The following is a 7,558-nucleotide window of genomic DNA, read 5'->3' on the forward strand; positions in this document are numbered from 1 at the left end:
AGCCCGGGCCGCAACCGGGTCCAGCACGTCGGAAAGGGTTGCCGCCCTTCCCTTATGAGGCATGGTCACGTTGGCTCCGTCGAGATCTCCAGAACGGATTTCGGCGACGGCGCGGACCATGCCGTCGGCATCGACCCGGCGGGCGACGTAGCTGCCGGCCAAACCAAGGCAATGGCCTGCGCAGCCTGCCACGGCGCCAGCGGCATCAGCGCCAGCGACATGTGGCCAAACCTGGCTGGCCAGAAGGCCGGTTATCTGGCCAAACAGTTAAAAGCGTTTCGCGATGGCACCCGCACCGACCCGGTGATGTCCAGCATGGCCAAGACCCTGTCCGATCAGGATATTGACGACCTGGCTGCCTATTACGCCAGCCTGTAATCTGACCTGAGGCAATTCCCCGCCGCAACAGACGAATAGACAATAGCCCGGCATTAGTCGGGCTTTTTTGTCTCCAATCAATACCGGTAGCCAATCTCCCAAGCACCCGCATTAAAAATGCCCCCTTCATCCGCACATCACTTCTGTGCCAACCAGCTCATTTCGCAAATAGTGCTCACGGCGCCTGGATCAGAGCCCGCAACCTATCGGCATCTACCTATACTTGCTCCATGGCCCCCAATTACCCGTATTGCGCCACTTGTCCCCGACGGATTCAGCCTATACGGAAAATGTTGGTTATCACCCTCACAGTTGTGGCAATCTGGGGAGTCAAACAATCTGTCACCTTGGCGATCCTGACCAGGCTACTGAAAATCGACGGCCTACTACTGGTTGTGGTCATCAGTGGGGACGAAATTTTCCACCCTGGTGAATCTGTCGCTATTATTTTTAAATGACCGCCAGAGACTGTGGGGCTCGCTACAAGCGGCTCTGCCCACCATCGGCGCCCTGCTGTACAGTGGCTTTCTCGCCATCCAGATTTGGAGTCCGTCATGTCATTAGCTGTGGACATGCAATGCATTGAAATCAGTACGCCAGGCGCAGCATCTGTGCTGACGCCAGTGCGCCGTGCAATGCCGCAACCCGGCGACAACGAGGTGTTGATTCGCGTCGGTGCTGCCGGGGTGAATCGCCCCGACGTACTGCAACGCCAAGGGCTGTATCCACCACCGGCTGGCGCATCTGACATCCCCGGTCTGGAAGTGGCCGGGGAGATCGTTTCGGTGGGCAACCGCGAAGTCCGCTGGCAAGTGGGCCAACGGGTCTGTGCCCTCCTCAGCGGCGGCGGCTACGCCGAATACGCAGTCGCCCACGAAGACCTCTGCCTACCCATTCCCGCCGCCTATACCGCTATCCAGGCTGCGGCACTCCCGGAGACCTTTTTCACCGTGTGGAGCAATCTGTTCCTGCACAACACCCTGAAACCCGGGGAAGCCCTGCTGGTGCATGGCGGCAGCAGCGGTATCGGCACAACGGCCATTCAAATGGCCAACAGCCTTGATCACCGGGTGTTTGTCACCGCAGGCAGCGAGGAAAAATGTCAGCTCTGCCTGCAGCTGGGTGCTGAGGCGGCCATCAATTACCGCCAGCAGGATTTTGTCCAGGAAGTCAAAACATTGACCGACGGCCGCGGTGTGGATGTGATACTGGACATCGTCGGCGGTGCTTACGTACAGCGGAACCTCAAGGCCGCGGCATTCCGCGGTCGCATCATCTCCCTGGCCTTCCTGCAGGGTTCCAAGGTGGAACTCGACCTGATGCCGGTGATGTTGAAACAACTGGTGCTCACCGGCTCCACCCTGCGCGCCCGCCCGGTGGAGGAAAAGGCGAGCATTGCCCGTTCACTGCTGGATAAGGTCTGGCCATTGCTGGACAATGGCATCCTCGCCCCCGTGATCAACACCACTTTTCCGTTGACGCGGGCTGCCGATGCCCACCGCCTGATGGAAAGCAGCGCACACATCGGCAAAATTGTCCTGACCCTGAACTGATTTGAGGAGCCGCCTACCCCATGAGCAAGGAGTCCCGCCTGGTTTACTCCACCGAAACCGGTCGCATCAAAATCCCCGCCCCCTCACCGACCCGCGCAGCAGGTGATGGCATTGTGCGCATTCGCCGGGAGACCAGTGGCCGCAAGGGCAAGGGGGTGACCACCATCAGCGGCCTGGCTATGGCGGACGGCGAACTCAAGGAGCTGGCCAAAAAGCTCAAACAACTGTGTGGCACCGGTGGTTCGGTGAAAGACGGCATCATCGAGATCCAGGGCGACCACCGCGACAAACTGCGCGATGCCCTGACCAGTGAGGGCCACACCGTCAAACTTGCCGGCGGCTGAGATGACCACCACCGCAGCCTACGGAAGCTGGATATCGCCGATTACCCCGGCGCTGTTGACGGATGCCGCACCGGGTTACGCCTTTCCCCAGTTTGACTGCGGCAACCTCTACTGGCTGGAGTCGCGCCCCTGGGAAAACGGCCGCTCGGTAGTGGTGCGGCGAACCGCAGAGGGCGTCGTCGAAGATGCCCTGCCAGGCCCCCTGAGCTGTCGCAGCAAAGTTCACGAATACGGCGGCGCCTCATACCTGGTGGCGGACGACGTACTGTACTTCTGTCTCTACGACGACCAGCGGGTCTACGCGCTCAACCTGCAGGATCGGCAATCCCTGCCACGTCCCCTCACCCCGGACAATGACTGCTGTTATGCCGATTTCTGTTTTGACCGGCGGCACCAGCGGCTGATCTGCGTAGCGGAAAACCACGGCGTGCCCGGCGAGCCGGAAAACCTGCTGGTCGGCATCCCGCTGGATGGCTCAATGGCCACCCAGCGCCTCTGCGCGGGCGCGGACTTCTACGCCTATCCCCGCCTGGACAATTTCGGTGAGCGACTCTGCTGGATCAGCTGGAATCACCCGAACATGCCCTGGGACAACACCGAGCTATGGCTGTCCGGTTTGGCAGCGGATGGCACCCTGGCCAACCCGGTTCGGGTGGCCGGAAACGGCGATGAGGCCATCACCCAACCCCGCTGGTCCCCGGCTAACCAGCTGCATTTTGTCTCCGACCGGGACAATTGGTGGAACCTGTACTGCCTGGCCGACGCAGGCTCAGGGGAAAGCCTGCGGCCACTGACGGCAGAATTTGCCACACCCCTGTGGGTGCTGGGGATGTCCAACTACGATTTTTGCGCCGATGGCACGCTGTTGTGCAGTTTCAGCCGCGATGGCAGCTGGCAACTGGCTACCCTCTCACCCGGGACCAGCACCCTGCTAACGGTGGCCACCGACTACAGCCAGATATCGGATGTTCGCTGTCACGGCGACCGGGCATGGCTGGTGGGCACCTCACCCCAGCTGCAGACCGAGCTGGCGGAATGGCGGGCCTCCGATTGCAGCCTGATCTCGGTGGCCCATGGGAAATCATTGTCCTTCGAACCCGGTTATTTGTCCCAGCCGCAGCCAATCCGCTTTCCCACAGCGAATGGCCGCTCAGCCCACGCATTTTATTACCCGCCGGCCAATCCGCAATACCGCGCTCCCCCAGGCACCTTGCCGCCACTAATAGTCGTCTGCCACGGCGGCCCCACGGGCGCTGCCAGCACCGGACTGAACCTGAAAGTCCAGTACTGGAGCAGCAGAGGCTTTGCCGTGCTGGATGTCAATTACCGCGGCAGCACCGGTTATGGCCGCCACTACCGCCAGGCATTGCACGGTTTGTGGGGAATAGCCGATGTGGAGGATGTGGTGGCGGGAGCGCGCTTCCTGATAGATCAGGGCTGGGTGGATTCAGAAAAAGTCGCCATCCGCGGCAGCAGTGCCGGGGGCTATACGGTGTTGGCGGCACTCTGTTTTCACGACCTGTTCCGCGCCGGTGCCTGCCTCTACGGCATTGGCGATCTGGAAACCCTCGCCCGGGACACCCACAAGTTTGAATCCCGCTACCTGGAGCGCCTGGTCGGTCCCTACCCGGAACAGCAAGCGGTCTATCGGGAGCGTTCACCGGTCCACCACGTGGACAATTTCCACTGCCCGGTGATTTTCTTCCAGGGGCTGGATGACAAGGTGGTTCCCCCGGAACAGGCCCTGTCCATGGTGAAGGCGCTGCGGCAAAAACGCATGCCGGTGGCCTATCTGCCCTTTCCCGGCGAGAGCCACGGTTTCCGCAAGGCCGAGACGATTCGCCAGTCGCTGGAAGCTGAGTTGTATTTTTACGGCCGCGTATTCGACTTTAAACCGGCGGACAATCTGCCCACTATCACCATTTTCAACCTTTAATTCCGAGGACCAACCAGCATGGGCAGATACCGTCCTCCCGCACCGAAAAGCGCGCCCTATATCACCCCTGAAGGTGCCAGGGCCCTGCGGGAGGAACTGCAGCAGTTGTGGAAGCTGGAGCGACCCACGGTGACCGCCGCGGTGCATGAGGCCGCCAAGAATGGCGACCGTTCGGAGAACGGCGACTACATTTACGGCAAGAAACGGTTGCGGGAAATTGACCGGCGGGTGCGCTACCTGAGCAAACGACTGGACGAGGTGACGGTGGTGGACCGCCTGCCCGCCGACCGGGACAGGGTGTTTTTTGGTGCCTGGGTAACCCTGGAAGCGGACGATGGCCAGCAGCGCTGTTATCGCATCGTTGGGGCAGATGAAATCGACCCGGCACAGCATAAAATCAGTATGGATTCACCACTGGCGCAACAACTGTTGGGCAAACGGCTGGACGATTTAATCAACCTGCGCTCCGATGCCGATCTCAAAACCTATACCATCGTCGACGTGCAATACACCCAGGATCATCAATCCTGACGCTATTGATCAAGCACTTGTTTATCCGGCAGCTTGGATGCCACCAGCGCCGCCAAGGGTACATCCATCAGGTTAACGCCGTAGTCGCCGTTTTTCAGCACTCGCTGGATCAGCCATTTACCGCCGTTACCCGCCTTGTCCAGGGCGGACAGATCAATGGTCTCGGGGAGCTGAGATAATTTGTCCGATCCGAGCAGCACACTCATCACCGGCAGTTGACGCTGTTTCGGTGCACTGGTCAAGACAATGGCCACACAGCCGTTTTTCAGCTCCACCAAGGTGCCCGGCGGATAGGGCCCGATGCTGTGGATAAATTCCAGGGCGAACGCTTCATCAAACTGCTTACCCCGGTTGCGGTAGATCTGTTGCAGCGCCTGCAGCGGTGATTTTTCTTGCGCATAGGCCCTGGGGCTGGTCATGGCGTCATAGGCATCAATGATGCTGATGATGCGGGAATACTGTGGCAGGGTTTTGGCATCGAGCCCCCGCGGATAACCTTTCCGGTCAAGGCGCTCGTGGTGGTTGATGACGGCATCAGAGGCAAAACAGGTGCCCTCTTCGCTGTTCATCAGCAAATCGCGTCCCAGCAGCGGGTGGCTGTTAACCAGTTGTTGCTCTTCCTCGGTCAACGCTTCAACTTTGCTGAGCAGTTCCAGCGGCAGGCGGATCATGCCCATATCGGCCAGCAGACCATGTAGCCCCAACTTCAACATATTCCTGGCTTCAAGTCGCAATACCCGGCCAAAATTCACGGCGAGTATACAAACATGCAGACAGTGTTCCAGCAGGTAGGCTTCTTTATCCTTGGCGTGGGTGAGCCACATCAGGGGATCAGGGTGGCGCAGTACACTGCGGACCAGGCTGCTTACCAGCTTTCTGGCCAGAGACATATCCACCCGGTTTTCGGTGCGCGCCAGGGTCAGCAACTGGGCCATGCTGCTCCTGGCGGCCTTGTAGATGCGCTGCGCCTGGGGCAGCTCTTCAAAAAACGTCGTCCCCGGCACATGTGGCGGTCGCTCGTGGATAGTCGCAGCCAGGAAAGGTTTGCGCCGCTGCGCCTGAGTAAAAATACCGGTTTGCGGCATAGCCGAGGAAAAAGCATTGGCAGCAAGGTTGCTTTTGTCAAAGGGGTCGCGCTTGTCAGCCCAAAGACGGCCCTGTTTTTCCACGTAGATAAAATTACAGAGTTCCCGGAGTTTTTTAATCTCGGACGGGGCACTGACCACAAAACCCTGGGTCAGGAAGGGCGTGCCCAGCCAGGGACGATCCAGCTCCGCCACCAGCATGCCTATTTTCACCTCGGAAGCGGGGATACGAATATAGGCGGATTTGTCGAGATATTTATTGTCCATAATGTCACTGCTCGATTGGTAAAAACGGCCTCAAATTTCACAATGTCGGGGTTTATTCGGCCTCAGAGGGGGTATTAAACGCGGATATGGCCGTCCGGACCGGGCAATTTTCCAAAAATACGCCGTATTGGCCGTCTTTCAGCACACGGTGGATCAACCATTCCCTGGGCAGGGTACCCCGCTGCACATCCAGAAGATCGATAAATTCTTCGCCAATCGGCTGTTTGTCTTCATTCAATACCAGCTTCACCATGGGCAAATGGCGTTTTTTCTCCTGGGACGAGAGCACAATGGCCACACAGCCGTTGCCGAGCTCAACAATGGTGCCGGGTGGATACGGCCCCATCAGCTGGATAAATTCCAGTGAATAATCCTCGTCGAATTGGGTGCCACGCTTGCGATAAATTTCCTTGAGGGCATCCAGTGTTGAACGGGCGCCGTCATAACAGCGGTCGCTGGTCATGGCATCGAAGGCATCGACGATCGAAATAATGCGCGAGTAACTGGATAGCTCCCGGGCGAAAAGTGCGCGGGGATAGCCCTTACCATCCATGCGCTCATGGTGGTTGATGGCCACATCAACGGCGACACTCAGGGAGCCCTGTGATTTCATCAGCAGTTTACGCCCTTCTTCCGTGTGGGTTTTGATCACGGCAAACTCATCGTCCGTCAGTTTGTCGGGCTTGTTGAGGATTTCCGGGGGCACCCGCATTTTACCCACATCGTGCAACATGCCGCCAATACCCAACTTGACCAGATCGTCCTTCGGCAGGCGCAAATGGCGTCCAAATGCCACCGCGAGAATACAGACATTCAGGCAGTGTTCCATGGTGTAGTAGTCCATGTGCTTGATCTTGGCCATCCACAGCAGGGCATGGGGATTGCGCAGAATGCTGTCAACGCAATCGGTCACCACCTCTTTGGCCACCTCGGTATCAATGGCGTTGCCCAGGCGCGCCTGCTCCAGCAAGCCCTCCACGGTGCGGTGGGCAACCTGGAACGCCTTGAATGCCGCTGGGTGCTCCTCGTCTACAGACCGTTCAACGGGATGTTCAGGCCGGGTATACAGGGTTTCCAGGGGGGAGCTTTTGTCCCCGGCAGCACGGGCGCGGCGCTCCATGCCGCTTTCCCCGGAACCATCGGCACTGCGCTTCGACAAACCAAAACCGGCTCTGAAGGGATCTTTTTTATCGCCCCAGCGCCGCCCTTCCTTTTCCACAAATACATGGTCACAGTATTCCTGCAATTTGCGGATTTCCGAGGGGTGGCGAATCACAAAACCTTGCATCAGAAAAGGCGTCTCCAACCAGGGACGGTCGAGTTCGGCGACAAACATGCCCAGCTTCAGCCCGGAAGCGGCCACGCGAACCAGGTTTGATTTATCGAGAAACGGATTGCTCATGCAAACTCCCTGTAGGCCGCGGGGGAGTTCACCCCCGTCACTGCCCTTGTTACGACTTGTTG

Annotated in this window: 8 protein-coding genes; 5 read left to right on the forward strand and 3 right to left on the reverse strand. The window is 58.8% G+C overall.

Going from position 1 to position 7,558, the window contains the following annotated elements; genetic code table 11:
• Positions 1–120 (reverse strand): hypothetical protein (locus tag ABY948_RS10090; protein ID WP_461482416.1); only part of this gene is annotated, 120 nt, incomplete at its 3' end.
• Positions 121–129: 9 nt separating this feature from the next.
• Between ABY948_RS10090 and ABY948_RS10095 the strand changes: the two genes are divergently transcribed.
• From ABY948_RS10095 to greB, 5 genes are all read left to right on the forward strand, one after another.
• The gene (locus tag ABY948_RS10095; protein ID WP_461482417.1) at positions 130–378 is read left to right on the forward strand and encodes a c-type cytochrome; all 249 of its coding nucleotides are present in this window, start codon (positions 130–132) and stop codon (positions 376–378) included.
• A 554-nt stretch (positions 379–932) separates the two neighbouring features.
• A complete protein-coding gene (locus tag ABY948_RS10100; RefSeq protein ID WP_461482410.1) occupies positions 933–1,931 on the forward strand; it encodes an NAD(P)H-quinone oxidoreductase in 999 nt (332 codons plus the stop codon).
• 20 nt (positions 1,932–1,951) lie between these two features.
• Entirely contained in the window at positions 1,952–2,275 is a 324-nt protein-coding gene (gene yciH, locus ABY948_RS10105; RefSeq protein ID WP_461482411.1) for a stress response translation initiation inhibitor YciH, read from the forward strand.
• Between the two features lies 1 nt (position 2,276).
• Positions 2,277–4,211, forward strand: coding sequence for a S9 family peptidase (locus ABY948_RS10110; RefSeq protein ID WP_461482412.1), 1,935 nt, complete (start codon positions 2,277–2,279; stop codon positions 4,209–4,211).
• 18 nt (positions 4,212–4,229) lie between these two features.
• Positions 4,230–4,742 carry a transcription elongation factor GreB gene (gene greB, locus ABY948_RS10115; protein ID WP_461482413.1) on the forward strand — a complete coding sequence of 171 codons (513 nt, stop codon included), beginning with the start codon at positions 4,230–4,232 and terminating at the stop codon, positions 4,740–4,742.
• A gap of 2 nt (positions 4,743–4,744) precedes the next feature.
• On the opposite strand, the gene ABY948_RS10120 is transcribed toward greB, so the two are convergent.
• The gene (locus tag ABY948_RS10120) at positions 4,745–6,094 is read right to left on the reverse strand and encodes an HD-GYP domain-containing protein (protein ID WP_461482414.1); all 1,350 of its coding nucleotides are present in this window, start codon (positions 6,092–6,094) and stop codon (positions 4,745–4,747) included.
• A 52-nt stretch (positions 6,095–6,146) separates the two neighbouring features.
• Complete coding sequence (locus ABY948_RS10125) at positions 6,147–7,496, reverse strand: HD-GYP domain-containing protein (protein WP_461482415.1); 1,350 nt, start codon at positions 7,494–7,496, stop codon at positions 6,147–6,149.
• Between the last annotated feature and the right edge of the window lie 62 nt (positions 7,497–7,558).

Source organism: Porticoccus sp., from assembly GCF_041592135.1.
Taxonomy (GTDB): Bacteria; Pseudomonadota; Gammaproteobacteria; order Pseudomonadales; family Porticoccaceae; genus Porticoccus.